Here is a 24496-nt window from a genome sequence, read left to right as displayed (position 1 = left end):
TTCAAGGAGTATATCATGGATGCTGTCAGCGGATTCAATATCAACCAGATGTTTGAAAATACCCTGCAGGGCGTCAGCACCAAGGGTGCGGAACTGAATGCCCAGATGGAACAGATCGCTCAGGGCGACGAGTTGAGCAACGAACAGATGATCTCCCTGCAGTTTGCCGTCGGCCAGTACAACACGCTGATGGAATCTCTTTCCACCGTGACCAAGAGCATGACCGACATGATGAAGAGCCTGGCCCAGCGCTCCAGCTGAGATAACGGAGGCGGGAGCGCACGCCGCCCACTCCGGCCGCGCACCGCCTTCCCCCAAAGGCCCGCCGCAGGCATTCTGCGATACAGGCCCGGCCGGGACGTCACGCAACGCGCGGGCAGCAGCGCCGCCCGCCTACGAACCTTTTCCCATCAGCATACGCAGGAGCGCTCATGCTTACCGATTCCCAGATAGTCCGCCTGCTCGACATCGCCAACGCGGGGTGCCACAAGGGCATGGTCATGGAAGCCCGCACCATTTACGAAGGCATTCTCGCCGTGCTCCCCGGCCATGCGCCCGCGCTCATCGGCCGTGCTCTCAGCCATATCGTCATCGGCGAATACGGGCAGGCCGAGACGATACTCCGTTCCGAAGTTCTTTCCGAAAACCCCGATGATCCCGAAGGGCGGGTCATGCTCGGCCTCTGTCTCTTCCTCGCAGACAAAAAGGATGAGGCTGAGGAGATTCTCCAGCCTCTGGCGGAAGAGGAACACTCCTCCGCAGAGCTTGCGAAATCGCTCCTTGAACAGATACGGCAGGCCTGAGCCGTCCGCGCATCCTCATAGCGAAGCTTTTCCCGGCAGGAGACGTTCCGCCCCGCGCCTCACGCACGGAGGGAGCACCGTATGGACATAGGTTTCACGACATCCACGACAAGCCGCCTGCTGGACGCGCTGGAACGCACAGGCCTTTCCCCCGGGGAAGGTCTGGTCAGTTCCGGTCCGTCTCCCGTGCCGGCCGAACTCGCCCGGATGTTCGAGTCCCTCATGGAGCAGGGGCAGCCCGCCATGCCGACCGAGGCCGCCGACCTTTCCCGACAGACGGTCCCGCGCACGGACAAAACCGCCTCCGCCGGAGTCGGGGGAGAACCGCTCCGTACGGAAGGCACGGAACCTGTCCGGGGAAACGAAAGCGCTTCCATCCGCGGAGGGGAAGAAACGCTCCCCAGCCCTTCCGAGCTGTACCGCCTGCAGTTTCAGGTGGGAATGCTCCGCTTTCAGGCCGAAATCGGCTCAAACGTCAAACAGCAGACCACGCAGGGGCTTGATTCTTTGCTCCGCAACCAGTCCTGACAGGGAAACGCCGCCATGCAGTCCTTCCGTTCCGTTGTTGCCTCCGCCTCCTGTTTTCACCGTGCGCTGTGCCTTGTTCTTGTTCTGGCCGCCCTTCTGCTCGGAGGCTGCAAGGCGGAAATCTACCAGGGACTCAGCGAAACGCAGGCCAACACCATGCTTTCCGTGCTGCTGCGCCACGGCATAAGCGCGGAAAAAGTCGCCGCCAAGAACGACTTCAGCATAGCCGTGGAGGAAAAGCAGATCGTGCAGGCACTGGAAATTCTGCGCGAGAACAGCCTCCCGCGGGAAGACTTCAAAAGCCTCGGCGAGGTGTTCGCCGCCCAGGGCATGATATCTTCCACGACGGAAGAACAGGCACGCCTTGCCTACGCCCTTTCCCAGGAGCTGGCCGATACCTTTTCCCGCATAGACGGCGTGCTTACCGCCAGAGTACACGTCGTTCTCGGGCATACCGATCTCGGCACAGGCAACGTCACGCCCCCCAGCGCCGCGGTCTTTCTGCGCCATACGCCGGAATCCCAGGCCACGCGCCTCATTTCCCATATCCGGGAGCTGGCCGCCAACGCCGTTCCCGGCCTCATGCAGGACAAGGTGTCCGTCATGCTCGTGCCCGTGCGGGAACAGGTAAGCGTGCCCATGCCGCAGAAGAGCGAACAGGACGACAGGGAAAAGGCGTATCTTTTCGCAGGGCTCGGGGCGCTGCTTCTGCTGGCATGCGCCGGGCTGGCCGCGGCGGCCGTGTTATACGCGCGCAGAAACAGAAACAAGGCTCAGTAAAACGGAGCCGCCATGGATTACCGCTTTCTTGCCGAAATCATCGCGCTCAGGCCTCCGCTTTTCCGGGCCATGCTGGAGTTCAACCGGGGCTCCTCTTCCGCCATGCCCGAAGCGCTGGAAGCCCTCGGCAAAAATGCGGCCGCACTCTGGGCCTGCCCGTCCTTCCGCAGAGCCTGGCCATGCCCACGCAACGAACGGGAATACTGGAACTTTTCCGAGGAATCGCAAAGGCTCGCCCTCATGGATGCCGATACTCTCCGCAGGCTCGGTCTCTTTCTCGGCGCGGCGGTCCACGCCGAAGAACTTTCCCGCGTGATCGCCGCAGAACAGGTGCGGGAACTCAGGCGTGACCTCGGATCGGAAATCTACGCCTACGCGCTGAAACGCGGCCGCTACCAGATAGGCAGTCTGCGCCCTCTTCTGCTTCCTCCGTCTTCCCGGGGAACGCTGGCCGCGCGCATCCGGGAGCTGGGAACGGCAGCCCTTTTCCTCATCCGGTCCGACTGGCCGGAAACGCTGCGCACGCTTTCCGCCCCCCGCTTTCCGGTCATGGAGCAGGATGCCTTCCGGCCGGAGCTTACGCGCGGTCAGCGTACGGCCCTGTGGTTCACCATGAAAAAAATTCTGCTCAGGGAGGTGGCTCCGCAATGGGCACCCTGTTTCGACTGAACACCGATTTCGTCACCCCCGCTGCGGGTACCAGAGTTCTGAAGGCGGAAGAGTACGGTCTGCTTCTGGAAGCGAACGCGCTGCTTGCCGCCGCCAGGGAAAAGGCCGCGGCCACGGAAAAAGCCGCGGAAGAAGCCTATGAGCGGAAGAAGGAAGAGGGGTATCGCGAAGGCCTCGAGCAGGGCAAACTGGAACACGCGGAAAAGATGATGGAAACCATACTCTCTTCCGTGGAGTTCATCGAAGGCATTGAAAACACGCTGGTCAGCGTGGTGAATCAGGCCATACGCAAAATCATCGGAGAAATGGACGACAAGGAACGCATCGTCAGCATCGTGCGCAACGCCCTGAACACGGTGCGCGGCCAGCAGAAGGTGACGGTGCGCGTATCCCCGGCCGATGAACAGGCCGTGGCCTCGGCGCTTTCCGCCATGACGGCGGGATCTTCCGGCAGTTCCTTCCTCACCATCGTGGCCGACGCAAGGCTCCCCCGCGATTCCTGCATTCTGGAAAGTGAACTCGGCGTGGTGGATGCCGGGCTTGAAACCCAGCTCAAGGCGCTGGAACACGCCTTCCACAGCAAAATCAGCCAGTAACGACGGGACTTCACCATGGCTTTCGAATATATCGGTTCTCTCCTGGAAGAAGCGGTGCAGACCACCACGCCCGTGGAAGTGCGCGGCCGCGTGGAACAGGTGGTGGGCACCATCATCCGCGCCGTGGTTCCCGGCGTGAAGGTAGGAGAGCTCTGCATACTCAGGAACCCGTGGGAGAACTTCCAGCTCAAGGCGGAAGTGGTGGGGTTCGTTCGCAACGTGGCCCTGCTGTCCCCGCTGGGCAGTTGTCAGGGCGTTTCACCGGCCACGGAAGTCATTCCTACGGGAGAAATCCTTTCCGTCCCCGTGGGGGAAGAGCTGCTCGGCCGCGTGCTGGACGGACTGGGGCAGCCCATGGACGGCGGCCCCGCGCTGAAAACGCGCCATCACTACCCGGTATTTGCCGAAGCCCCCAACCCCATGACCAGAAAAATCATCAGCAGGCCGCTTACCCTCGGTCTGCGCTCGCTGGACGGTATGCTCACCTGCGGCGAAGGCCAGCGCATGGGCATCTTCGCCGCAGCGGGCGGCGGCAAATCCACCCTGCTCTCCAGCATCATCAAGGGCTGTTCCGCCGAGGTGTGCGTACTTGCCCTCATCGGCGAACGCGGCAGGGAAGTGAGGGAATTCATCGAACACGACCTCGGGCCGGAAGGCAGGAAAAAGGCGGTGCTCGTGGTTTCCACCTCCGACCGTTCCTCCATGGAACGCCTGAAGGCCGCCTATACCTCCACGGCCATAGCCGAATATTTCCGCGACCAGGGCAAAAGCGTTCTGCTCATGATGGATTCCGTCACCCGTTTCGGTCGTGCCCAGCGCGAAATAGGACTCGCCGCAGGCGAACCGCCTACGCGAAGGGGCTTTCCGCCTTCGGTATTTTCGGAACTTCCCAAGCTGATGGAGCGGGCAGGAAACTCCGACAAGGGGTCCATCACCGCACTCTACACCGTGCTTGTGGAAGGCGACGACATGACCGAACCCATTGCCGACGAAACCCGTTCCATTCTGGACGGCCATATCGTGCTCTCCCGCAAGCTCGCGGCGCGCAACCACTACCCGGCCATCGACGTGCAGGCCAGCGTGAGCCGCGTCATGAACGCCATCGTCAGCAAGGAGCATAAGAAGGCGGCCCAGAGACTGCGCCAGATACTCGCCAAATTCGCGGAAGTGGAACTTCTGGTACAGATAGGCGAATACAAGAAAGGGGCGGACAAGGAAGCCGACGACGCCCTGGCCCATATCGACAAGGTCAACGCCTTTCTCAAACAGGGCCTTGACGAGAAAAGCACCTTTGAACAGACGCTGGAAGGTCTGTTCGAAGCCGTACGCTGACCGTGGAACGCTATCCTCTGGAAGCGCTGATCTCCGTACGCCTCTACCGGGAGGAGGGAGCAAAGCGCGGGGTGCGCAATGCCGAGGGCGCGCTTCGCGAAGCGGAAGCGGCTGTGGAGAAAAAAAGGAAGGAACTTGAGGAGTTCCGCATCTGGCGCGTCGAAGAGGAGGACCGCCGCTATGAGGCCATCATGAACGTGCCCATGAGCATGGAAAAGCTGGATGCGTTCAAGAACGGTCTCGCCCTGCTTGCCGCGCAGGAAAACGACAGAGAACAGGCCGTGGCGCAGGCGCAGAAGACTGTGGAGCGCCGCAGAGAAGAACTCCGCAAAGCGCAGGAAGCCGTGAAGGCTGCCCGGAAGAACACTTCCAAGATACAGGCCCACAAGGATATCTGGCAGGAAGAAGCCAGAAAGGAAGCCGAGCACAAGGAAGACCTGGAACTGGAGGAATTCCGTCCCATTTCCCGAAAAGGAGCGGAAGCGGAAGGCGAGGACGCCTGACGCTTCCCAAGGAGGAATCCATGAGCACCGACATCAAGATTTCCCAGTCCGTTCCGTCGGCGGGAGGCGATACTTCTCCGTCCGGGGAAAGAGCTCCCCTTGCCGCCCCCGACGACCGGCTTTCCGCCCTTTTCCGCAAGTCCATGGAGGAAAGGCCCGGGAGACACGATCTGGAAAGCGGCCGCTCCCAAAAAGACGACCGGCTTTCCGGGCTCTTCAGCCGTTCCGCGGAAAAAAAGCCTGAAAGGCATGGGCAGGATGGAGGGAGAACGGCAAGCGAAGGCCGGGAGAACTCCGGGGAAGCCCCCCAGAGCGCGACCGCTTCCATGGCGGGCATGACCAGCCCGCTGGACAGTCTTTTTTCCGGCCGCATGGAACAGGCCGCTCCCGCAGCGGAACCTGCTCCCGACGGGCCGGACCTGGAAAAGCTGGTGGAACGTATTCTGGTCTCCACGCCGGAAAAGGGGGGGCACGAGGTACGCCTTTCCCTCGGCGGACGCGATTTTCAGGGTACGGACATCGTGCTCCGGCGCGGCGTGGACGGCATACTTCAGGTATCCGTCAGATGCACCGATCCTTCCGCCTTCCAGACCATGGTTTCCTCGCAGGACGCGCTCAGGGCCGGGCTGGAACGGATGGAAAAATCGGATGTCCGCGTGGACGTGAGCCGGGAAGCAGACAGGGAAGAAAACGATGCCGGCCGCAGATCGCGCGGCTATATGGCGGAAGACACGAACCATTTTTAAACACGGGTCAGAATCATGGCGGAATTTGCATATTACCCTGCCTACAGGGCTCCTTCCCTCCCTCTGGAAAAGGCATCTCTTCAAAACAGCGTCAGCCTTCGCCCCTGCCCGTGGAGCACGGCTTTCGGCGCGGGCAAGGTCGACCTCACGCCCCTGCCGGACACGCCCGGCTTCGCTCCGGCCTGCATTCTTGATCTGGATATGGGCGGAACCTTGTGGTACGCGGAACTGGACGATGCGGCCCTGCTTCTGCGCCACGAAGTCTTTACGGACGATGCCGGAAACGCCCCTGATATCGACGAAAGAACGCTGCCCGGCGAAGTGCGCCGTGCGATCCTGGAATCGATGCTGGGAAAAGCGCTTGCCGCCCTGCGCGAGCACCTGAACCTGCCCGTTTTCGTGACCGACGTGCGATTTTCTCCGGCAGAGTCAGTGAAGGTTCCCTTTTCCCTGGGGCTCAAAGCCGTGCTTTCCGCCTGCAACGGCCTTCCCGAACAGACGCTTTTCCTTCGGCTTTCTCCCTCGAAGGCCGAAGAGGCCGCCGTACTCGCCGACGCCCTGCGCGCCCTGCCCCAGCGGCAGAGCGGCCCGCTGAGCGAAACGCTGAAAGCCGTTCCCCTTGAAGTCGTACTGGAATCGGGCTATCTTTTTCTGAAGCCCGAAGAGGTCGCTCGCCTCGGCGTGGAGGATGTGCTCCTTCCCGAGGCATGGACGGCTCCCGAAACGCTGACGCTGCGTATTTTGTACGGTGCGGGCCGCACCTGTTCCGCCCTCTGCACCGCAGAAGGCGGAAACGCCACGCTCACATCACCCCTATCCGAAGAAGCGGAACCCTCCATGGACAGCTCCCTGCAAAACGACATCGACATCCGCCTGAGCTTTGAACTCGACCGCCGCCTCATTACCGTGGGCGAACTGGAAGCGCTCACGCCGGGCTACACCTTTTCGCTCAACAGCGACATGCAGTCTCCCGTAACCATACGCGCCAACGGCAAAGCCATTGCACGGGGGCGCCTTGTGGACATGAACGGCGTGCTCGGCGTACAGATCGCCGAAACGCTGTAGCACTCGGGAGCCTCCATGGGCGACATCAATCCGTTGTATCTCATGGCGGGCCTGTCCGTACTCGGACTGGCCCCCTTCTTCCTCATGATGGTCACCTCCTACGTCAAGATCGTGGTGGTCACCTCCCTGGTGCGGAACGCCCTCGGCGTGCAGCAGGTGCCCCCGACCATGGTCATGAACGGGCTTGCCATCATTCTCAGCGTGTTCATCATGGCGCCCGTGGCCATGGATACCATGGACATCGTGAAGAACATCACCGTACCGGCGAACCCCGGGTTCTCGGACATCGTCCGAGTGGCCGAGCAGGCGTCCCCGCCGCTCAAGCGCTTTCTCTCCGCCAATTCCGACGAAAAGGTCACCAACATGTTCATGGGTACGGCAAAACGCATCTGGCCCAAAGAACGCCACGACATGATCAGCAGGGACAACATGCTCATCATGGTTCCGGCCTTCACGATTTCCGAGCTTACCAAGGCCTTCCAGATAGGCTTCGTGCTGTATCTCGCCTTCATCGCCATCGACCTCATCATTTCCAACATCCTGCTCGCCATGGGCATGATGATGGTTTCTCCCACCACCATTTCCCTGCCGTTCAAGCTTCTGCTCTTCGTCACGCTGGACGGCTGGCTGAAAATCAGCCAGGGGCTGATGCTCAGCTATCAGTAATCCAGTCATCCCGGAGGATTCCCGTGCAGATTGATACCTTTGTTCAGGACGGTGTGACCGTCTCCAAAATTTCCGGCCGCATGGACGCCACCACGGTGGCGCAGTTCAATGAGGAATGTCAGAACCTGCTCTCCGCAGGGGCGGGCCGCATCATCATTGATCTGGAGGGACTTGAATACATAAGTTCCGCCGGGCTGCGCGGCATTCTCACCATGGGCAAGGCCTGCAAGAGCGCCGGAACCGCGCTGGCGTTCTGTTCCATGCAGGCCATGGTGGCGGACATGTTCAAACTTTCCGGCTTCACCTCCATTCTCAAGGTCTATCCCGGCCTCGACGAGGCTCTTGCGGGAATGCGCTGAGCCGCAGACAGACCGGATTCCGCCCCGCGCTTTCCGCCGGACGGATGGGATTTTCCGCGAACGCATGTCACACTCGCATACCGCAGGAGGCCGCCATGCCGCAGCTCCATGTCCCGGCGCGACTGGAACAGCTTGACGCCGTCAACACCTTTCTCAAAGACAATATACCGGAGAAGTTCCTCCCTCTGCTGCTCAATCTGGAACTGGTCACGGAAGAACTTCTGGTCAACGTATTCAGCTACGCCTACCCCGAAGGGGTGACCGGCAATGCGGAAATCGCGCTGCGCGAAGTCTTTTTCGACGGAAAGGAAATGCTCTGTTTTTCCGTAAAGGACCGGGGCGCGCCCTTCAATCCCTTTGCAGAGGTTGCCGCGCCGGATCTTTCCCTGGATACGGAAAGCCGTCCCATCGGAGGACTGGGCATTTACCTCATACGCAGCGTCACCACGCATCAGGCCTATTCCCTCGAGGACGGCGTGAACTGCATCGACGTCTACTTCGCCCTGCCGGAAGAGGAATAACCGCCCGTGCGCCTGCGCAAGGATACAAGAAACACATGTCGTGCACGCGCGGCAAAAGGCGCATGTGCCTTTCTGTGCGCGCTGGCTCTTTTCCCCGTTCCGCGCCTGGCCGGAGCCGGAGTCATTCTTTCGGAAGAAGTGAGCGTGACGGAAGTCAATCTTCTGGAGCGGCGTCCGTCCCGGGAGTTTCTCATCGACAGCATGGATGTGACCCGCCTCTCCCCTTCCGCCCGCCTGCTGGCTCTGCCCCGGCCCATGGTCACGCCCGAGCTGGCCGGAGCCATGAACGAGGGAAAAATATACACTGCCCCGGAAGAATGGCGGAACATCATAGAAAAGGCGGCGAAGGCCTACAACCTTCCGGCATCGCTCATTGCGGCGATCATACGCACGGAATCGGCCTTCCAGGCCCACGCCGTTTCCCCCAGGGGCGCCCGCGGAGCCATGCAGATCATGCCGGAAACCCAGAAGGAACTGGGCCTGGAAGACCCGTATGACGCCGAGGCCAACGTCATGGCCGGAAGCGCCTATCTGCGCCGCCAGCTCGACCGATTCGGTTCCCTCGATCTTGCTCTCGCCGCCTACAACGCGGGACCGGCCAACGTCGAAAAATACGGCGGCGTACCGCCCTTCCCTGAAACGCGCGCCTACCTGCAACAGGTGGCGCTTCACCGGCAGGAAGCGGCAAAGGCCGCCGAGCGGGAAAAACGTCATGAATAAGCTCCTCGTCACTCTCATTGCCGCAAGTCTTTCCGCGCTTCTTCTTGCCGTCGGCTGCGGAGCGTGGCTGTTCTGGCAGTCCTGGGAAGAAGGAAAAAGACTGGAAAGGCAGAACAGAGAACTTCAGGCCTCGCTGGAAGCCTCGCGTATCCGGCTGGACAATTTCTGCGAGTATCCCATGGAAGCCCTGTGCGATGTGGACGGTCCGCGGGGCACGGTGAGCGACGCCATGGCCCCCCTGCCCGCTCCCGCCACCCCCCAGGTGTTCCCGGCGGCAGGGCGTCCCGCAGAGCAGCCTGTCCCCGCAGCTTCTTCCGCAAAGAAAAAAACGCTCCCTCCGGCGGATGCCGGGCCTCAGCAGGAAAGCTCCGCTTCCGGCAAGACTCCGGCGGAAGAGTCCGCACCGCCGCTCCGGGCAGCGCTTCCCTCTGCCGCAGAAGCACAGAAAAACGGAACGCAGGCCCGGAACGGCCGGCCAGCTCCCTCCGTGCCTGCTTCAGATGCCGACGCAACGCCTTCCTCAGACAAAACGAAAAAGGCCCCGGACTCTTCCGAAGCCCCAAAGGTGCCGGACACCGAAGCGGCAGAAATCGCCCCGCCTTCCGGCAAAAGCACCGGAGAGATATCTGAAGAAAAAGCCGCCGACGCCACGCCGAAAAAAACCTGGACCACGGTGGAAAGGCGCGCAGGAAGCCTGACCTTCCGCATTGCGGGCGCAGGCCCGAGCCTGACGGGGCAAGGCGCCGTGCATGAACAGCCGCTGCGCTGCGAAGTGACGCTGCCGGGACTCTGGAACATCGCCCCCCGGAAGGTGAACACCTCTCTTGTGCAGGGCATGGATACGGCCTTCCGCAACGGCGACACCGTGCTCACCTTTCCTCTTGCCGAACGTCCCACGCTCTGCGAAGTGAGCCAGGAAGATGCGCGCACCATCGCCATCCGCCTGCAATAGCGGGCAACACGGGCTCCCTCTTTCTTAAATGGTTCCGGCCGGAGGAAATTCCTCCGGCCGGAACCTCATCAAAAAAGGGGACTCAACGCTCCCTTTCCCTATAACGCGGGAAAACGCGCTGTCAGGCAAAAAGCTTTTTCAGCATCCCTGCAAAGGGTCTGACCGCCGCAGGAAAGTTGAACTTCTTTCCCTGCACGAAATCCCTGAGCAGGGCATCCATCCCTTCGCGGTCGGCACTCATTTCCACAAGACGCAGCCATGTGCCGTCGTCTCCTATTTCGGCGCGACGCAGGGTTACGCGCACTTCTTCCGAAAAGCCTCTGAGACGGACCCGCGCGCTGATGCCGCCCTCTCCAGCGCAGGAAAGTTCGAGAATCTCGCCATAACGGGCGGTTCTGCGCCGCAGCGCGCCCAGAACGGCCTCGCTCTGAAGGATCTTGTCCGCTCCGGCCCGGATGATGGCGACAGAAGCCTGATCCAGCACGCCCATGTCAGTTTTCCTCCCGCGCCAGAACGATGGCTTCTCCGAGAATGAACATGACCTGAGCCGTCGCCTGAAGAAAAAGCATGGCCTCCTCGGCCTGCCGTCCCTTCACCGCGCCGCTCATCGAAGCCAGCGCCATGATGCTCCAGCTTCCCTTGATGCAGGCCGCAAGGCGATCGCCCTCGGAGCTGCCCCCGGGCATACCTGCAAATTCCAGCGCCGTGTCGTCCAGGTACTTCATGCCGCGTTCCCGGGAAAGCAGCGCAAACAGGTTGCTCTTTAAAAGCTCTTCTCCCACGGCGTTCCACAAGTGGGCGGCCGCAGCCCCCGCAAAACAGCAGGACCCCAGCACGGCCAGCGGCTCCACATGATCATACAGGGAGTGATATTCCCTGATGCAGTGCTCGAAAAAGGAGCGTACAAGGCCGGACAGTTCGGGAATGCTGCGTACGGAGTCCTTTAAAAAGCCCGTTTTCACGGCCTCCTGTGCCAGAAGGTTCTGAAGCCCGTTCCGGTATTCCGCAACCTCTTTGAGTATTTCCCTGTCCTTGTCGCTTTCCATCGACGACCTCCTTTTTCCATGAATCTTTGGAAACAAGGAAAACTAGCAGCAAGCCGGGTGCTTTTCAAGAGCGGCCGCCCGGCCCGGACCGAAGACAAAGGAAGGATATTCCGGCAAGACTCCACGGCCGGGAGGCACGCCCTCCCCTGTCCGGGGCGTCGTTCCCCCCGCATAGGGACGCTTTGCTTGGCAGGCCGGAGAAAAAACGCTAGATACATTCCAGCCGGAAAAGAGCGGCGGGCCGGGCTTCGCCGCCGCGGTCTTCCGGCATACGACCCTTTACGACAGAACACGCCGCATCCGGCAGGCAACACGCCTTCGCGCAAGATTCAGAACACCGGTCCTGCCGTCTGTCGGCGGAATCCGTAACCTGCGAGGTTGTTATGAAAATTTTCTATTTTTTCGGTGATTCCGTCACCCTCGGCGTCAACGACGCCCCCGCCGGGGGCTGGGTGGCAAGACTGGCCGGCAAGGCTGCCGCAGCCGGGCTGCAGGTTCCGCCGGACACCTTTTACAACATGGGCGTGCGCCGACATTCCAGCGCCATGATTCTGGAACGCTGGGAAAGGGAATTTCAGGCCCGGGCCATGGAAGGCGTTCCCTCCTTCCTGCTCTTCTGCTTCGGTACGGTGGACATGGCCGCACCCAGGGGGGCCGTCAACATTCCGGTGGGCGAATCCGCAGCCAACGCCCGTGAAATTCTGCAGAAGGCCAAAACGTACGGAAACGTGGCCATGATAAGCGCTCCCCCCGTGAAGGACAGGGAACACTGCGAACGGCTGGACAGCCTGTGCACGGCCTACGCCTCCATCTGTGCGGCCGTCGATGTGCCCTTCATCGATATTTTCCACCCTCTTCTCAAGGCGGGCTATGTCGACGACCTGGCCGACGGCGTACACCCCGGAGAAGCGGGCAATGCCATGATAGCCGAAGAACTCATGAAGGCCGGACCCCTGAAGCGCTGGTTCACCGAAAACGAAAAATAATGCTTGACAGATCAGACGGCTCTCTATAAATTCCAACACGTCGAGCAAACGACACGTCACCATCGTCTATCCGGTTAGGACAGAGGCCTCTCAAGCCTCCAAGACGGGTTCAAATCCCGTTGGTGACACCAAAAAAAATATTCTATGCAAGGCTTTTCGATACCAACCTATTGAAAAGCCTTCTTTTTTACCTTTTCATAGGATACCATGCGATACCATAGTACCCTTTGCTAAACCTAAATTTAAGGGTACCCTCAAGGGCACGGAAATTCCCCGTACCCTTTTTACCGCTCAGAGGTTGACGCATGGCAGGCGAAAACAAGCCCAAAAGGATAACGGATTCCTACATTGCCGGATTGAAACCAAAGGCCGCACGGTACAAGAAAAATCTTGGAGATCGTCTAGCGGTGTTTGTCTCCCCAAGTGGTAAGAAAGTCTTTCGTATGATCTGGGATGCTGGCAACAAGTCCTACACGATAGGCCCATACCCTGAAATATCGCTCTTGCAGGCCCGCCGGGAAAGAGACCGTATCAATGCCCTGTTGGCGCAGGGAATAGACCCAAACGAAGAAAAACAACAACGGGAAGAATCGGAAAGGCTTGAAAACCTGCGCAGGGAAAAGACTCTGCAAGTTGTTTCCTTGGAGTGGTGGGAAAAGTACCAAAAGGACAACTTGGAGCACGAAAAACAGACTGTTTTATCCCGTCTCAAAAAGGATGTGTTCCCCGTTCTGGGAAACAAGCCCGTGGCCGATATCTCACGGCATGAAGTGGCCGACCTCTTGCAGGACGTGGAAAAGAGAAGTTCCAACATAGCGCACAGACTGCAAGGCTATCTGACTCGCATTTTCGATTATGCCGTTGACGATGCAAGGATTATCCCGGTCAATCCTGTTGCACGGCTTAGGTTCAGGACTCATTAAATATAAAAGATGACAATGGCAGCGAGACAAATGGCCGAAAAGAACGTGTGTGCACAACGGTCATAACGCATGGCTATTCTGCGCCAATCCTTGAGTCGGCCAAACATGATTTCTATCTTGTGCCGCTGCTTATAAACCTCCTTGTCATAGACCACCGGAGTTTTTCGGCTGTGTCTGCCGGGAATGCACGGCGTGATTCCTTTACGGGACAAGGCATGACGAAACCAGTCGGCATCATAGCCTCTATCCGCCAGAAGCTCCCCGGCCTGCGGCAGAGTATCAAGCAGGACAGCAGCGCCTTTGTAATCGCTCACCTGACCGCCGGACAGATGGAAGGCCAACGGTTGACCGAAGGCATTGCAGACAGCGTGGAGTTTTGAATTCAGGCCGCCTTTTGTGCGTCCGATACATCGGGAAAGGCCCCTTTTTTCAGCAAACTTGCTGCTGTCCTGTGTGCCTTGAGATGTGTGGCATCAATCATCAAGCGTGTTGTGGAGCCGTTTTGCTCAACAAGCTCCGCAAAAATCCTGTTAAAGACACCCAATCGGCTCCAGCGGATAAAACGATTGTAGAGAGTTTTGTATGGTCCATACTCGCGCGGAGCATCTTTCCATTGCAGGCCGTGCTTGATGACATAGATAATGCCGCTGATGACACGTCTGTCATCGACTCTCGGAATGCCATGGGAACGTGGAAAGTAGCGTTTGATACGAGCAATCTGTTCATGAGAAAGATAAAAAAGTTCCTTCATGGCATCCTCCCTATGCCGACAATAAGAACTTCTTATCCTTTTGGCAAGTAATGAGTCCTGAGCCTAGGGTGCTGGCTCCAAAGCCGCCGGAAACTCATCGACCGGCCATTCATGACCCTAAGCGGTTCGGACAACTCTTGCGCGATATAGAAACCTACTGGGGGAATGATCCATCCGTGGCCTACGCCCTGCGCCTGGTTCCCTATCTGTTTGTGAGAAGCGTTGAATTGCGCAAGGCCAAATGGGCGGATATCCAGTTAGAGGGCGATTCCCCACAATGGATTATTCCCGCACAGGATATGAAGGGCCGAAAAGGCCACAAGGCGGAGCACGTCGTACCCTTGGCACGGCAAGTTGTACCCTTGTTCAAGGAACTCCAAAGGTTCACAGGCGATAAAGAGCACGTCTTTTATTCCAGTCGTTCAAAGGACGGCATTATCACAGGGGAGGCCATGCTTTCCGCCTTGCGTCGCCTTGGCTATGGCAAGGATGAAATGACCATTCACGGCTTCCGGGGGAGCGCGTCAACGACAATGAATATTAGGGAAATGGCAGGCCCCGACGTGATAGAGCGGCAACTTGCCCATATCGAACTGAACAAGGTGCGGCGCGCCTACAATGCCGCCGCTTATCTGCCACAACGCAGGAAGCTCATGCAGGATTGGGCGGACTTGTGCGACAAGCTGAGAAGTGGGGAGTAATGGCTACACATACTTTTTCATATTCTAATGTTCTTTTTATTCAAGATTTAGACTGGCTTATTGATGAAAAAGTACAAAATAGCCAAGATGCGTCAAAGAGATCATACGCTTTTTGGCTTCATTCTTCACAACTTGAAGGAAAAATACATATTTTTAAAATAATTGAAAGAAAGGAAGATTCTGTTGTTGTTATAGATTATCGCTTTTTTATGAATGACAATTGTAAAAACTTTGAGCCGTTAGACGATATTGTTTTCCTCAAAAGTGAAATATTGCCTATTATTGATGAAATCAGAAACTTCCTTCATCCTAAGAAGCCTGATCCAAAACTAGCACATATTGCAGAACTGGAAGACTCTCTTGCTATTTGCAAAGACTTTATCAACCAACTGGAAACCACCCTTGCCGGTTACAAAGCAGAAAACGACACACTCAGGGAAAGAGTAGCGGAACTGGAAAACGCTCTACCGGGCGGAAAGACCCCACGTTTGCGCACCTTTTGGCGGTATGTTCTGGAACTGGAAGAGCAAGGAATACCGGATGATGTTATCCGTGAAGCCTTAAAGGGAGACGGCTTTTCCTATACGACGGCGGACGCGCTGCTTTATGACGGTGAAGGGAAGGACTCCGAAGCCGTAAAAAAGTGGAGACAGCGAAAAGACAAAAAAGAGGGACATATAGGGACAACCTTGTCCCTATGCCTGTCCCCATAGTGTCCCCTTGTGTCCCCATACCCCCAACATGATATGCCTCATGCAAAAGTATCGCATGGGGCATTTTTGCATACGTAGGGCTTGCATAAAACCTCATGCTAAGCTGTGTGAGGTTAGCTTATGGAAAAGCTTTACTCTGCTTCTGAGATTGCGGAACTGTGCCGGGTAAAGACGAACAGTGTCCGCCGATGGGCTAGGCAGGGAATTCTACCTAAGGGCAAGCGTCTTTCCGCCAAGTGTACAAGGTGGTCTGATTCGGATGTGCGGGAGTTCCTGCGCAGCCGTGGCCTTCTGACTGAGGAGGCCGCCCCTGTTGAATAGCGCATACACAAAGGCCCCCGCCATGGTGAGCACGGCGGGGGCAACGGCAAAGGTAATCAAAAGGCCTTATTGCAAGAGCGGTGTTACGCCTGAAAAGAAAAGTAACACTTTCCGTCTTTTTACGCAAGAACTCTTGACTCATGGCCGCCCTGCTGGCATGGTAAGTCCTGAGCTTCAAAACTCATACACGAAGGCAAGCCGGAGCCTCAACACTGGCATTTTTTATTGCGTCTATGCACCTGAAAAGCATAGCGTGTTTACGGCCCTTCATGGCCGGGAGTGCACTAATACAATACCCTTAGGGGGAATATGTGCGGCGTTCGTGTACGCTTTTGAGCTCCCGGCCTTTTTTGCGCTCTTTGAAACAGTGACCACCTATGAAACTTCAAAAATTACACGAGGTTAAGTCATGCCTAAACTGACAATCGTCCGTCGCATTCCCCGTCGTCCCCAATCCCACAACACCAACATCCCCGCCGTCGTTCCTTCGGATCGTCCTTGCAAGCCATGTGCGCCTGACTGTCCTTCCCCGGAGGTCATGACCCGTGTTGAAGCGTTGCAAAAGTATGCCCTTGCTTTGCGGGACTTCCGTAGCCGTACCCTTGACGAAGCGGCCAGACTGGACGCCATGCGCCAAGAGCTGATAGGCGGCCTTCCCCATGAGTTTACCGACTTGCTTACCATGGACGGAGAAGCCGGGCTTTGGAAGATCGGCGATAGGCTCAAAGAGGAAACAGAAGTCCGGGAACCCCTCTACCGCGCCTTTGAGCGTATGGACGCCGCCTTGCGCCCACTTCTGCCCGTGGCCGTGTTCGTCGATCAGGTGAAGGGGGTGCGCCATGCGTAGCCTTCTGAAACTCTCCGAACGCGGCAAGCTGATACTTGGTACAGCCCTTATCCTGATCGAGCTTGTGGCGGTCCTGTGCCTGTTCGATTGGCAGAACGGAAAGGACGCGGACCTTGCCCGCAATGGCGTGAACATTGAACAGATGATAGGGGGCGGGGAATGAGCGAAAACTTCCTTTTGGAACAGGCGTTGGAATACGCCAAGCGCGGCTGGCACGTCCTGCCCTGTAGGCCGCAGGCCGTTCTTGACGAAGACGGGAAGGAACGATTCAAGGCAAAGGCCCCGCTCACAAAGAACAGCTTCTATGATGCGTCTGCCAATCCTGACAAAATCCGCAAGTGGTGGGGGCAATGGCCTGATGCTCTGATAGGCGTTGCGACGGGCCCTAGCGGCTTGCTGGTAATCGACTGTGACAACAAGCACGGCATAGACGGTGAAGCCAACTTTGCGGAACTGGCCGCCGCTCATGGAGGCGTTCCGCCTACCTACGTCGTGAGAAGTCAGAGCGGCGGGAAGCACCTCTATTTCAAGAGACCGGAAGGCGTTGACGTGCCAAGTCCTAACGGCTGGTTACCCAACGTAGACGTGCGGGCAAGCTCTGGCTATGTAATCGCGCCGCCTAGCCGGGTTATCGGCGGTGGCGCGTATACCGTTGAGGATCTTCGAGCCATTGAGGAAGCGCCTCCGTGGCTTGTAGAGGCCCTGAACAACCCCTATTGGAGCGACAGACCGAAGGGAGAGAAAAAGCCCTTCTCAGGCCATGCTACGCCCTACGCGCTGGCCGTGCTGAAAGGTGAGCTTGAAGCCGTGGCCACTTGCCCGGCCGGATGCAGAAACGCCACTTTGAACACCTGCGCTTTCCGGTTGTGGGGGTGGGTGGCAGGTGGTGAGCTGGCAGAAGAAGAGGTTCAAGCCGGGCTAGAGGCGGCCGCGCAGGCGTGCGGCCTGGGGCAGGTGGAGACGCTGAAAACCATTGCCAGCGCCAAGCGTGCGGGCATGGAACACCCCCGGAATACGCCCATAAAGCCCGAACCAATACAGGACGGCAATCAACCCATGGGGCTACGGTGCTTGAACATTGCCGAGTTTATGGCCAAGAAATACGAGCCAAGAAAGCAACTACTCGCGCCCGTCATTCAAGAAAAATCTTTGTGTATGATCTTCGGGGAGCGCGGAACAGGAAAGACGCACATTTCCCTTTCTATCGCACTTGCCGTTGCTTGTGGTGGCGACGTGTTCGGCGGGAGGTGGAAGGCCCCGGAACCAGCTACAGTGCTTTTCATTGATGGTGAAATGCCCGCACAGTCATTGCAGGAGCGCATAGAAGCCCTATCACTTGGCAACAACTATGACATTACAGACCCTAGCAAACTGCGTATTATTACCCCTGATGAGCAGCTATTGGGCGTCAACATTGACTTTTCACAACTTGCCAGTCAAAGAGCAATTGAGCCGTTTCTTGACGGCGTAAAACTGGTTATTCTTGACAATCTGGCTTGCCTTATCGGCTCTGGAAAATCTAACAGTGCGGACGATTGGAGGCCCGTCCAGTCATGGATCCTTTCCTTGCGCCGACGTGGGATTGCGGTGTTGCTGATGCACCACGCGGGAAAGAACGGCGACCAGCGCGGAAGCTCCGCCAAGGAAGATACGTTAGATGCCGTTGTCGCTATACGGCATCCTAAAGACTACGATGAGCGGGAGGGTGCAAAGTTTGAAGTCCGCTTCACAAAAGCCCGTGGCATCTTTGGCAACGACGTTGACCCGTTTGAAGCTGAGTTAATAGAGCACGACAACGCATATACTTGGCAGACCAGACCATTGAAAGAAGTGCAGGAAGCAGACGTCAAGGAAATGTTCCTGCTAGGCATGACGGTAAGAGACATTGCGGAGGAGCTAGGGCTTTCCAAGAGTACCATCGGACGCATGAAAAAGAAGCTGGAAGAGTCCGGGGAACTGCCTAAGCATGGAGGGCGTAAGTGAGAGAATTAGGCAAGAATTCATCTTCTGAAAGCCCTTTGTCCCATGTCCCACGCCTTAAGAGCTGGGACATGGGACAAACGCCGGAAAAGCGGGACAACGTGCGGGACAAAAAGCGGGACAAAGAACATGGCTTTTCCCTGTTAGCCTTGATAAAAGCCAAAAGACAAGCAAAAGAAGCGGGACAAAGTGTGGGACAAGAGCGGGACAAGCCTTGTCCCACACGTGGGACAAACGACGAGATTTTGTCCCACGTGGAAAAAGCAGAAATAGGCAACTTTTTAGATACCACACAAGAGGCGGATAAAAGGCAGGAAAAGACAAAGGAAGAATCTCTTTCCATAGACGATATGACCACGGAAGAAATCATTGCCGCCGTCCACGAGGCTTTCCCGGACGGGGCTCCGGTCAAATACAAGAGTATGCCGGACTGGCGGAAGTTCTGCGACGCTTTCCCGCACTGTGTCCGGGATGATGGCGCGGTGTGCGGATTCTATCAGCCGGACAAGGCGTGTCACTGTGCGTTGTTTGAGATGGCTTTCCCTAATACGGGCTGGTGGCATATGCTGAAATCAAAGATGTGAGGTGTTACGATGAAGTGCGTCAAAGGTAATCAGATGAGGCAAAACAAGGCTCTTCCGTGGTACGAACAGCGGATAGACTACCTTTTGCAGTACCATATCTTCTATGAGTCGGGAGAAGATCAGATTATCATCATATGGCCGGATGAAGACCTTGGCGTTGTTGCCTATGATAATGTGCCGTTGAAGGGGCTTACTGCAAGAATTGCTAGCGACAAGGTGAACGCCATACAAAAAGAATATGGTGAAACTTTGGCACAAGCATTAGGTTTCGTCCTTTATACATACCTGACAGAGGGGAAGATCATGGTTGCGGACTTTGAAGCGTGCGTAAGGGAGGCCATGAGGCAGGCGGAACAGCGCGAAAATCTCCAACTTGTAAAGGGGGGATTGTGACAGACGACTTGGAAGAAGAAGCATGTAGGATGGTAAGACGGATAATCAAATACCGCACATGGGCTGCAAGAAAGGCGGAGCAGATCGATCAGGCCATGCAGGAAGCGGAAAGCAAGGCGCAAGGCCGGGGCCGTGTACCAAAGGTCTCACTCCGAAAGGTTGAACTGGGCTACCTTGTGGCCCGTAACCATGAAGAACGGGCGGCGGAACTGGAAAGCGAATTGCTAGACCTTCTGGACAGCATCTAACCATAGGGGGCTTCTGTGTTATGCAGGGGCCCCCTTTTTTTGTGCTTCGATGAAAAAATAATCCAAGAAACGCTTGTTTTTTCCCCTTCGTTTGGAAACAGAACAGGAAGGTAACAGGACGTTATCAGGATAAGATCAGGATAATAACAGGAAAGAACAGGAGGAGTTATGCAGAAGAATACTGACTACTCATGGCAGAACAACAGCAAGGGCGAGTACCACAACAGCGAAGAATATAAGCGCAAGATGCAGGCTGATGACTTCGCCAAGGTGGAGAGACTGCGCGAATACGGGGAACAGGTCAAGAACAACAACCCGGCCAATCCATACAGTCAGCCCGCTTATAAGCATGACTGGGAGAAGTAAGGACAATGAAACTAACTGATCGCCTTCCCCCTGTCAGAGTGAACCGGGCATATATCAGACAGCGCCTTATGACTGCCGCAGAATTCGCACTTATCCGGGAACAGTTCGGGCCCGCCGTAAAAGCGTTGGAGCTGCTCAAAACCATGATTGACGAAGAGGCCGGAGAACAAACCCCCGAACGTATCAATGTGCAGATCGTTGACGGGAGGAAAGCCCGCAATGGCGAGTAAAGAGCAGTCGTTACAAGTTGAACGTGGCCCCCGTGGTCACTTCAAAAAGGGGTGTTCGGGTAATCCCAACGGTCGCAAGCCGGGCAGTGTCAACACGCTCTTGAAGAAGATGCGGGACGCGGCGGAAACTGTAGCCCTTCCCCGTCTTATTGCCCTGGCCGAACAAGGGGACTTCAAGGCTATCTCCCTGCTGTGTCAGTTGGGATGCCCAAAGGTGAAGCCCATAGCGCCAGCGGAACCTATCCGATTGCCCGAAGCTACTCCCGCCGCCGTAGTGGACAGCGTCCTTGCCGGGAATATGGCCCCGGAAGACGGAAGGAACCTTGTAGAGCTGTTGAAAGTCAAGAGGGATACGGAAGCGGCGGAAAAGGTCAATCAGTCAATAGGCGTGCTGCTGACTCCTGATGTGCTGAGTGACGAAGAATGGACTCAGGCGGCCAATGATCCGAACTATCAATTTTCCTTCACTGCCAAAGGTGAGGCATAAACCACAAAGAATAGGTGTTACATCATGGAAACCAGAACCACGAAAAACGGCTTTGTTGAAGCCATCGACAGTGACAAGCTTGCTGACATCATGGTAGGGGCGCTTTCTGCTGATAGTGTTCTTCAAAGAAGCGGCCTTTGCTTTCAGGCGCTTGTGGACGCGGTAACGGAAGAAGCCGACAAGGTGGCCCGCGACCCCGGATTGACCGACATAGGCAAAGGGGCGCAGTGGCAAGCGATTTATGACAAGTACACCGCTCAGAAAAAAATTGATGAAGTCGTTCCCCCTTACATGCTGAAAGAGTCCGGCGAGATTGTCAGCCGACAGGCCGCCGCTATTGAAAATCTGCGATCTATCAAACTGCCCGCCAGAGGGGAACAGGCTTTTATCAATGAGCTTAGAGCACGGGAAATAAGGGAATACGCCCGGGGCTTGTCTCAGGCTGCGATGGTGGCGTTTTATATGAATGGCTCCGATGAAATACAGGCCGCTTTGGAAAGCACTCCCATAGCCTTTGGAAATCTCCCGCCCGACGTGGTGCGCCGCGTGACCGATGCAAGGGCGGAAAAAGTGAATCCCGCCCTTGTGGAAAGCCATAGGGCTATGCAGAAGCTTGTCACCTCTCTTGAATCCAACTACAAGACTTACCCTGTCGCCGTCGCCGTGGCTTGTCGTCTGGGTGCGGACTACGCCGCCAAGAAACAGCAGCTGGACGAACGCACGGCACAGCGTAACGCCCAACTGGCACGATAAGCCCAAAGAAAAAGCCTCTGATTTTTGTCAGAGGCTTTTTTCATGCCATGTAGGGGGAACACCGGCCAAGGAATAAACATGCCTCTATGTGGTGTGCAGTGGTTCGAATCCTATCCGACTCCCGTATTGAAGGAGGCAATCGCCCTGCTATCCTTCCTTACTTTGCCCATAGGTCACAAGTAGGGCATCCGACGATGTAAGGGTACCCTGAAGGGTACAAATTAAGAGCGCCGCAATCTACTATCAATAAAATCAATAGATTACATATCTAATTTGACTCCCGTTGGTGACACCAGAGATGAAGCAAAGGCCTCATGGAAAGCATGACTTTCCATGAGGCCTTCCTTTTTCTGTCGATATAACCCACACTCTGAAATATTCCGCCTTCCGCAACTGTCTGAGCGGAAAAACGCTTCCTTTGACGCCTCGGCGGGGCGGCAGAGAAATCCCGCCCGCAGCCGACCATGCCGCAGCAGCCCTGTCCTGCAACGCCCCCGCAAAAAAACGCAAGTTTTCCCCGCCCCTTCCGGGCAGACCGCCGGAGCAGTCCCGGCATGGAGAACCTGCCCCGCAGAAAAGAATACGTCCGCGGTCCTGCACCTGTATTCTGAAATCGCTTCTCCCGGAAATATCGCATGAAGACGAAAAGCGGGCGGCCTTCGGGCTGAAGAAACGGACGCGCCGTGCGGATATCCGGCACGTTTCCCTCATCGTTCCCGCCCGGGAAGACCGGGGATTCGCCCGACTTCCGGCGGCGTTTTTTCTGCCGCATCCCTCCCCGACCATTTTCCGCCGAAAAACGCCATAAAAAAAACGGTACGGCCCGAAAGCCATACCGTTTCAGCATCGTTCCGCCGGCACAGAAGACCCGGCGGAGAATCCTTCCTTCTTAGAAGGGAATATCGTCCATGGTGCTCGCTTCCGAAGGGAAGGCGGGTCCCAGATCTTCGTAGCTGTCCTGCTGCGGAGCCTGACGACGCTGCGGAGCGGGACGGGAAGGCTGCGACTGACGGGGCGCGGCCGGACGGGGAGCATAGCCGTCGCCGTCGACGGGGCCGGAGGCATTGCGACGGTCGAGGAACTGCACACGGTCGGCACGGATTTCCGTGGTGTAGCGGTCCTGCCCGTTCTGATCCTGCCACTTGCGGGTGGAAAGCTTGCCTTCCACATACACGAGGCTGCCCTTGCGCAGGTACTGATTGCAGTTTTCCGCCGCACGCTGGAATACCACGATACGGTGCCACTCCGTGCGTTCCACACGGTTGCCGTCCTTATCGGTATATGATTCATCCGTGGCGACGCGGAGGGTGGTCACCGGGGAACCGCTCTGGGTATAGCGCAGTTCGGGGTCGGCCCCAAGGTGGCCGATGATCATGACTTTATTCAGCATGGAAACGAATCCTTCTCGCTTCAAAAGGTGAACGGGGGAGGCGCAACGCCTCTCTTACGGGTTCAACATAGACCGAATACCCATGGAACACAAGAAAAACCTGCCGGGACGCTCCTAGAGCGGCGGAAAGGACCCGACGAGTTTTGCCTCCGCCTGCTCTTTTCTGTCAAAAAAGCTCCCGCCCGGACAAGGAAGGAAAACTCCGGCCGTTTTCTGTTTTACATTATTGTCACTCTTTTTCCTGCCGAAAACGGCGGGAAAACTTGCCGGATACACAAATTCCCCCATGCCGGGACTTGACGAGCACGCCGTACAATGCCAGAGTTTGCCGAAAGTGTATCTTGCCGCGGGGGACTCCCTGCGGAAACGAAGGCTCCCGGCCACAGGGCCGGTCCCTATACACGCAATCTCGTGTACGCTGTCAGGAGATGTGTACCATGGAAAAGAAGAATCTGGATTGGGCCAATCTGAGCTTTAGCTACATGAAGACCGACAAACGCTTCGTGTCCAACTACAAGGGCGGAGCCTGGGACGAAGGTCAGCTTACCGATGACGACAAGGTGGTCATGACCGAGTGCGCCGGCGTGCTCCAGTATTCCCAGTCCTGCTTTGAAGGCCTGAAGGCCTATACCACCGAAGACGGCCATGTGGTCTGCTTCCGGCCCGACCTCAACGGCCAGCGCATGGAAGATTCCTGCCGCCGTCTGGAAATGCCGGTGTACCCCACCGAGCGCTTTGTGGAAGCCGTGGTGGAAACCGTGAAGGCCAACCTCGCCTGGGTGCCTCCCTACGGTTCCGGCGCGACGCTGTACATCCGCCCCTACATGTTCGCCAGCTCCGCCGTCATCGGCGTCAAGCCTGCCGAGGAATATCAGTTCCGCATTCTCGTCACTCCCGTGGGTCCCTACTTCAAGGGCGGCGCCAAGCCCATCGTCATCCGCGTGAGCGATTTCGACCGTGCGGCGCCTCACGGCACCGGCCACATCAAGGCCGGCCTCAACTATGCCATGAGCCTGCACGCCATCATGGACGCCCACCGTCAGGGCTACGCCGAAAACATGTATCTTGACCCGGCCACCCGCACCAAGGTGGAAGAAACCGGCGGCGCAAACTTCATTTTCATTACGAAGGACGGCAAGCTCGTCACGCCCAAGAGCGACAGCATCCTGCCTTCCATCACCCGCCGTTCCCTCCTCTATGTGGCTCAGCACTACCTGGGCATGGAAGTGGAAGAACGCGAAGTGCCTCTTGCCGAAGTACCTTCCTTCGCGGAAGTGGGCCTGTGCGGTACCGCCGCCGTCATTTCTCCCGTGGGCAAGATTGTGGATCACGACAGGGAAATCCTCGTGCCTTCCGGCATGGACGAAATGGGTCCCGTGCTCAGCAAGCTCTACGACACGCTCACCGGCATCCAGATGGGCCGCATCGAAGCTCCCGAGGGCTGGATCAAGCGCATTGCCTGACACGCCTGCCGCCCGGCATATGACAATGTCTGACGGACGAAGCCGATAAGACGAAAAGGCCTCCCGCAAAAGCG

Annotated in this window: 35 protein-coding genes and 1 tRNA gene; 32 read left to right on the top strand and 4 right to left on the bottom strand. The window is 57.3% G+C overall.

Translation table 11 applies throughout. From position 1 onward, the window contains the following. Positions 1 to 15 precede the first annotated feature (15 nt). From CZ345_RS07185 to CZ345_RS07115, 15 genes are all read left to right on the top strand, one after another. Positions 16 to 261 carry an EscF/YscF/HrpA family type III secretion system needle major subunit gene (locus CZ345_RS07185; RefSeq protein ID WP_077072487.1) on the top strand — a complete coding sequence of 82 codons (246 nt, stop codon included), beginning with the start codon at positions 16 to 18 and terminating at the stop codon, positions 259 to 261. A gap of 170 nt (positions 262 to 431) precedes the next feature. Continuing rightward, positions 432 to 803, top strand: a complete 372-nt coding sequence (locus tag CZ345_RS07180) for a tetratricopeptide repeat protein (RefSeq protein WP_077072486.1) — start codon at positions 432 to 434, stop codon at positions 801 to 803. Positions 804 to 884: 81 nt separating this feature from the next. Next, on the top strand, positions 885 to 1331 hold the full coding sequence (locus CZ345_RS07175) for a hypothetical protein (protein WP_077072485.1): 447 nt from the start codon (positions 885 to 887) through the stop codon (positions 1329 to 1331). A 15-nt stretch (positions 1332 to 1346) separates the two neighbouring features. Then, complete coding sequence (gene sctJ, locus CZ345_RS07170) at positions 1347 to 2111, top strand: type III secretion system inner membrane ring lipoprotein SctJ (RefSeq protein ID WP_077072484.1); 765 nt, start codon at positions 1347 to 1349, stop codon at positions 2109 to 2111. A 12-nt stretch (positions 2112 to 2123) separates the two neighbouring features. Continuing rightward, positions 2124 to 2780 carry a SctK family type III secretion system sorting platform protein gene (locus CZ345_RS07165; RefSeq protein ID WP_077072483.1) on the top strand — a complete coding sequence of 219 codons (657 nt, stop codon included), beginning with the start codon at positions 2124 to 2126 and terminating at the stop codon, positions 2778 to 2780. Then, positions 2759 to 3376: an HrpE/YscL family type III secretion apparatus protein gene (locus tag CZ345_RS07160; protein ID WP_077072482.1), complete on the top strand. Its 618-nt coding sequence runs from the start codon at positions 2759 to 2761 to the stop codon at positions 3374 to 3376. Before CZ345_RS07165 ends, CZ345_RS07160 begins: the two co-directional genes overlap by 22 nt. Before the next feature lie 15 nt (positions 3377 to 3391). Beyond that, positions 3392 to 4708: a type III secretion system ATPase SctN gene (sctN, locus tag CZ345_RS07155; RefSeq protein ID WP_077072481.1), complete on the top strand. Its 1317-nt coding sequence runs from the start codon at positions 3392 to 3394 to the stop codon at positions 4706 to 4708. 2 nt (positions 4709 to 4710) lie between these two features. Continuing rightward, the gene (locus CZ345_RS07150) at positions 4711 to 5211 is read left to right on the top strand and encodes a type III secretion protein (protein ID WP_077072480.1); all 501 of its coding nucleotides are present in this window, start codon (positions 4711 to 4713) and stop codon (positions 5209 to 5211) included. Between the two features lie 20 nt (positions 5212 to 5231). Continuing rightward, a complete protein-coding gene (locus CZ345_RS07145; RefSeq protein ID WP_077072479.1) occupies positions 5232 to 5957 on the top strand; it encodes a hypothetical protein in 726 nt (241 codons plus the stop codon). A 15-nt stretch (positions 5958 to 5972) separates the two neighbouring features. Continuing rightward, the gene (gene sctQ, locus CZ345_RS07140; protein ID WP_077072478.1) at positions 5973 to 7022 is read left to right on the top strand and encodes a type III secretion system cytoplasmic ring protein SctQ; all 1050 of its coding nucleotides are present in this window, start codon (positions 5973 to 5975) and stop codon (positions 7020 to 7022) included. A 15-nt stretch (positions 7023 to 7037) separates the two neighbouring features. Then, a complete protein-coding gene (sctR, locus tag CZ345_RS07135) occupies positions 7038 to 7688 on the top strand; it encodes a type III secretion system export apparatus subunit SctR (protein ID WP_077072477.1) in 651 nt (216 codons plus the stop codon). 23 nt (positions 7689 to 7711) lie between these two features. After that, positions 7712 to 8047 carry an STAS domain-containing protein gene (locus tag CZ345_RS07130; RefSeq protein WP_077072476.1) on the top strand — a complete coding sequence of 112 codons (336 nt, stop codon included), beginning with the start codon at positions 7712 to 7714 and terminating at the stop codon, positions 8045 to 8047. Between the two features lie 95 nt (positions 8048 to 8142). Continuing rightward, complete coding sequence (locus tag CZ345_RS07125) at positions 8143 to 8568, top strand: ATP-binding protein (protein ID WP_077072475.1); 426 nt, start codon at positions 8143 to 8145, stop codon at positions 8566 to 8568. Between the two features lie 144 nt (positions 8569 to 8712). Next, positions 8713 to 9288, top strand: coding sequence for a lytic transglycosylase domain-containing protein (locus tag CZ345_RS07120; RefSeq protein WP_239446637.1), 576 nt, complete (start codon positions 8713 to 8715; stop codon positions 9286 to 9288). Beyond that, a complete protein-coding gene (locus CZ345_RS07115; RefSeq protein WP_077072474.1) occupies positions 9281 to 10240 on the top strand; it encodes a hypothetical protein in 960 nt (319 codons plus the stop codon). The genes CZ345_RS07120 and CZ345_RS07115 overlap by 8 nt, the downstream gene beginning before the upstream one ends. 121 nt (positions 10241 to 10361) lie before the next feature. Here CZ345_RS07115 and CZ345_RS07110 read toward each other — a convergent pair whose 3' ends face one another. Together CZ345_RS07110 and CZ345_RS07105 are read right to left on the bottom strand one after the other, a co-directional pair. Beyond that, complete coding sequence (locus CZ345_RS07110; protein WP_077072473.1) at positions 10362 to 10730, bottom strand: hypothetical protein; 369 nt, start codon at positions 10728 to 10730, stop codon at positions 10362 to 10364. Between the two features lies 1 nt (position 10731). After that, positions 10732 to 11286: a hypothetical protein gene (locus CZ345_RS07105; RefSeq protein WP_077072472.1), complete on the bottom strand. Its 555-nt coding sequence runs from the start codon at positions 11284 to 11286 to the stop codon at positions 10732 to 10734. A 383-nt stretch (positions 11287 to 11669) separates the two neighbouring features. Between CZ345_RS07105 and CZ345_RS07100 the strand changes: the two genes are divergently transcribed. The 3 genes from CZ345_RS07100 (at position 11670) to CZ345_RS07090 (ending at position 13195) form a co-directional block, all read left to right on the top strand. Next, on the top strand, positions 11670 to 12272 hold the full coding sequence (locus CZ345_RS07100) for an SGNH/GDSL hydrolase family protein (RefSeq protein WP_077072471.1): 603 nt from the start codon (positions 11670 to 11672) through the stop codon (positions 12270 to 12272). Positions 12273 to 12327: 55 nt separating this feature from the next. After that, positions 12328 to 12403: transfer RNA gene (locus tag CZ345_RS07095), tRNA-Glu, on the top strand. Between the two features lie 174 nt (positions 12404 to 12577). Continuing rightward, a complete protein-coding gene (locus CZ345_RS07090; RefSeq protein WP_077072470.1) occupies positions 12578 to 13195 on the top strand; it encodes a tyrosine-type recombinase/integrase in 618 nt (205 codons plus the stop codon). On the opposite strand, the gene CZ345_RS16210 is transcribed toward CZ345_RS07090, so the two are convergent. Beyond that, positions 13192 to 13946, bottom strand: a protein-coding gene (locus CZ345_RS16210; protein WP_239446597.1) for an IS5 family transposase whose coding sequence is annotated in 2 segments (ribosomal slippage) — positions 13192 to 13613 and positions 13613 to 13946 — 756 coding nt in all. Because the reading frame shifts where the segments join, the coding sequence is not laid out codon by codon here. The genes CZ345_RS07090 and CZ345_RS16210 overlap by 4 nt on opposite strands. Before the next feature lie 176 nt (positions 13947 to 14122). Here CZ345_RS16210 and CZ345_RS07075 point away from each other — a divergent pair. The 13 genes from CZ345_RS07075 (at position 14123) to CZ345_RS07015 (ending at position 21569) form a co-directional block, all read left to right on the top strand. Next, positions 14123 to 14647 (top strand): tyrosine-type recombinase/integrase, encoded by a 525-nt coding sequence (locus CZ345_RS07075; RefSeq protein WP_077072469.1) that lies wholly within the window; start codon positions 14123 to 14125, stop codon positions 14645 to 14647. After that, entirely contained in the window at positions 14647 to 15360 is a 714-nt protein-coding gene (locus CZ345_RS07070; RefSeq protein WP_144277277.1) for a hypothetical protein, read from the top strand. The genes CZ345_RS07075 and CZ345_RS07070 overlap by 1 nt, the downstream gene beginning before the upstream one ends. A gap of 120 nt (positions 15361 to 15480) precedes the next feature. Beyond that, entirely contained in the window at positions 15481 to 15681 is a 201-nt protein-coding gene (locus CZ345_RS17710) for a helix-turn-helix transcriptional regulator (protein ID WP_077072467.1), read from the top strand. A 409-nt stretch (positions 15682 to 16090) separates the two neighbouring features. Next, on the top strand, positions 16091 to 16528 hold the full coding sequence (locus CZ345_RS07060; RefSeq protein WP_144277276.1) for a hypothetical protein: 438 nt from the start codon (positions 16091 to 16093) through the stop codon (positions 16526 to 16528). Then, positions 16521 to 16691, top strand: a complete 171-nt coding sequence (locus tag CZ345_RS16875) for a hypothetical protein (protein ID WP_154674805.1) — start codon at positions 16521 to 16523, stop codon at positions 16689 to 16691. The genes CZ345_RS07060 and CZ345_RS16875 overlap by 8 nt, the downstream gene beginning before the upstream one ends. After that, a complete protein-coding gene (locus CZ345_RS16205) occupies positions 16688 to 18511 on the top strand; it encodes a bifunctional DNA primase/polymerase (RefSeq protein ID WP_083717204.1) in 1824 nt (607 codons plus the stop codon). The genes CZ345_RS16875 and CZ345_RS16205 overlap by 4 nt, the downstream gene beginning before the upstream one ends. After that, a complete protein-coding gene (locus CZ345_RS07045; protein ID WP_077072465.1) occupies positions 18508 to 19092 on the top strand; it encodes a hypothetical protein in 585 nt (194 codons plus the stop codon). Before CZ345_RS16205 ends, CZ345_RS07045 begins: the two co-directional genes overlap by 4 nt. 9 nt (positions 19093 to 19101) lie before the next feature. Further along, entirely contained in the window at positions 19102 to 19485 is a 384-nt protein-coding gene (locus CZ345_RS07040; protein ID WP_077072464.1) for a hypothetical protein, read from the top strand. Between the two features lie 29 nt (positions 19486 to 19514). Continuing rightward, positions 19515 to 19733 carry a hypothetical protein gene (locus tag CZ345_RS07035; protein ID WP_077072463.1) on the top strand — a complete coding sequence of 73 codons (219 nt, stop codon included), beginning with the start codon at positions 19515 to 19517 and terminating at the stop codon, positions 19731 to 19733. A 168-nt stretch (positions 19734 to 19901) separates the two neighbouring features. Further along, on the top strand, positions 19902 to 20099 hold the full coding sequence (locus CZ345_RS07030) for a hypothetical protein (RefSeq protein WP_077072462.1): 198 nt from the start codon (positions 19902 to 19904) through the stop codon (positions 20097 to 20099). Between the two features lie 5 nt (positions 20100 to 20104). Further along, positions 20105 to 20329: a hypothetical protein gene (locus CZ345_RS07025; RefSeq protein ID WP_077072461.1), complete on the top strand. Its 225-nt coding sequence runs from the start codon at positions 20105 to 20107 to the stop codon at positions 20327 to 20329. Then, a complete protein-coding gene (locus CZ345_RS07020; RefSeq protein WP_077072460.1) occupies positions 20319 to 20816 on the top strand; it encodes a DUF5681 domain-containing protein in 498 nt (165 codons plus the stop codon). Before CZ345_RS07025 ends, CZ345_RS07020 begins: the two co-directional genes overlap by 11 nt. A gap of 24 nt (positions 20817 to 20840) precedes the next feature. Beyond that, positions 20841 to 21569 (top strand): hypothetical protein, encoded by a 729-nt coding sequence (locus CZ345_RS07015; RefSeq protein WP_077072459.1) that lies wholly within the window; start codon positions 20841 to 20843, stop codon positions 21567 to 21569. Between the two features lie 889 nt (positions 21570 to 22458). On the opposite strand, the gene CZ345_RS07005 is transcribed toward CZ345_RS07015, so the two are convergent. Beyond that, positions 22459 to 22959 (bottom strand): single-stranded DNA-binding protein, encoded by a 501-nt coding sequence (locus CZ345_RS07005; RefSeq protein ID WP_077072457.1) that lies wholly within the window; start codon positions 22957 to 22959, stop codon positions 22459 to 22461. A gap of 428 nt (positions 22960 to 23387) precedes the next feature. Here CZ345_RS07005 and CZ345_RS07000 point away from each other — a divergent pair, with 428 nt between their 5' ends. After that, positions 23388 to 24422 (top strand): branched-chain amino acid aminotransferase, encoded by a 1035-nt coding sequence (locus tag CZ345_RS07000; RefSeq protein ID WP_273523489.1) that lies wholly within the window; start codon positions 23388 to 23390, stop codon positions 24420 to 24422. Positions 24423 to 24496 lie beyond the last annotated feature (74 nt).

This window comes from Mailhella massiliensis (assembly GCF_900155525.1).
Classification (GTDB): domain Bacteria; phylum Desulfobacterota; class Desulfovibrionia; order Desulfovibrionales; family Desulfovibrionaceae; genus Mailhella; species Mailhella massiliensis.
This window is presented reverse-complemented; position numbering and strand designations above follow the sequence as displayed.